This window comes from Anabaena sp. AL09, assembly GCF_001672255.1.
Classification (GTDB): Bacteria; Cyanobacteriota; Cyanobacteriia; order Cyanobacteriales; family Nostocaceae; genus Dolichospermum; species Dolichospermum lemmermannii.
In genome coordinates this window covers 36553-38057 of the sequence record NZ_LJOQ01000064.1, presented here as the reverse complement: position 1 = coordinate 38057, position 1505 = coordinate 36553, and the positions used below count along the sequence as shown (strand labels likewise).

Genomic DNA, 1505 nt, shown 5'->3' with positions numbered 1-1505 from the left:
GCAAGTAGGAATAACCATCAGCGCAAAGAAGTGTTTTATTAAGGAGAAACCCCTGATTTATCTCGTCTCGGCATAGCTGTAGCCTGGGTAAGCAAGCAATGGTAAACCATGGAGCGTTTAACATTAAAAATTGATGGACTCACAAAAGCAGCAAAAAAAACAAAAGTAAGCGCAATTGCAATACCTGTCGTACTGGTAGTTGCCTTGAGCGTCTAGGAGGATAATTGACTATCCTTTTTAAGCAGGTCTTAAAGAATCTGCGTGTCTTTAGACCGCAGAGTGTCAAATAAATTACAAAAGAAGGAAACTCTTAACTGGGAACAGATAAGAAACACTCATTTGCACCAGTTTAGAGCTTCTGTCAAAAAAAAGATGTTTTTAAAAGATGCGTAGCCCGAAAAAAACAGTTCGTCACCGAATCAGAATTTAGATTGAATTATTCCTGACTTTTCTTATTCTTGGCTTTTATGTCTGGTTGACAGCTAGTTACAGCCAGTCGAAGATTGCCTTGATGGCTGGCTAGTAGTTGTTTCCCAAATTCTTGGTCTAAACCAGTCCAGTGCATTAATAATGCCAATTTAACCGATTTACCACTATGTTCTAGTAAAAACCCGGCTGCTTCTCGACTTAAACTAGTTAAGTCTTGTAAGATCCGTAAAGCGCGATCATGTAATTTTTGATTCGTGACAGCGACATCAACCATGCGATTCCCATACACTTTACCTAGTTTAACCATTACCCCAGTCGAAAGGGTATTTAACACTAATTTTGTCACCGTCCCCGCTTTTAAGCGAGTAGAACCAGCTAAAATTTCTGGTCCTGTCAATAAACGAATATCAATATCAACTTCAATACCGACTTGTTCTGTGGGAACACAGGCTATAAAAATAGTCTTAGCCCCCCGTTGACGCGCTGCATTAATGGCACCGTGAACGAAAGGCGTTGTTCCCCCAGCCGTGATGCCGACGACTACATCCAGTTGCGTGATTTGTCGTTGCGCGATCGCAGTTTCGCCATCTTCCGCTCGATCTTCCAAATCCTCGGAACTGCGGACTAATGCTCCCGCACCACCAGCAATAATCCCTTGTACCAATTCTGGGGAAGTGCAGAAAGTAGGTGGACACTCGGCAGCATCTAATACTCCTAATCTGCCACTTGTCCCTGCACCCACATAAAATAAACGACCACCTTGACGCAGTTTTTCTGCTGCGAGGTCAATAGCTGCTGCTAACTGAACTTTAGCCGCTGCTACTGCTGCTACTGCCTTTTGGTCTTCGCTATTAAATAATTCTACCAACTCTAAAGAGTTGAGTTGGTCTAAATTGAGACTATGGGGATTAACTTGTTCGGTGAGCAGATGCCCGCGTTCCTGGAAATTTGTCATTTGTGTATACTGTGTCAGTTGTTAGTTGTCAGTTGTCCGTTGTCAGTAGGGGCGAAGCATTTGGAAGATAAATTATCGGTCATTGCCAAAAATAGTTCTCCAAATGCTTCGCCCGTACAGT

At 42.8% G+C, this 1505-nt stretch carries 1 protein-coding gene; it reads right to left on the bottom strand.

Features of this window, described 5'->3' with window-relative positions; genetic code table 11:
* Positions 1-436: 436 nt before the first annotated feature.
* Complete coding sequence (gene murQ / locus AN490_RS12760; protein WP_015080466.1) at positions 437-1384, bottom strand: N-acetylmuramic acid 6-phosphate etherase; 948 nt, start codon at positions 1382-1384, stop codon at positions 437-439.
* Between the last annotated feature and the right edge of the window lie 121 nt (positions 1385-1505).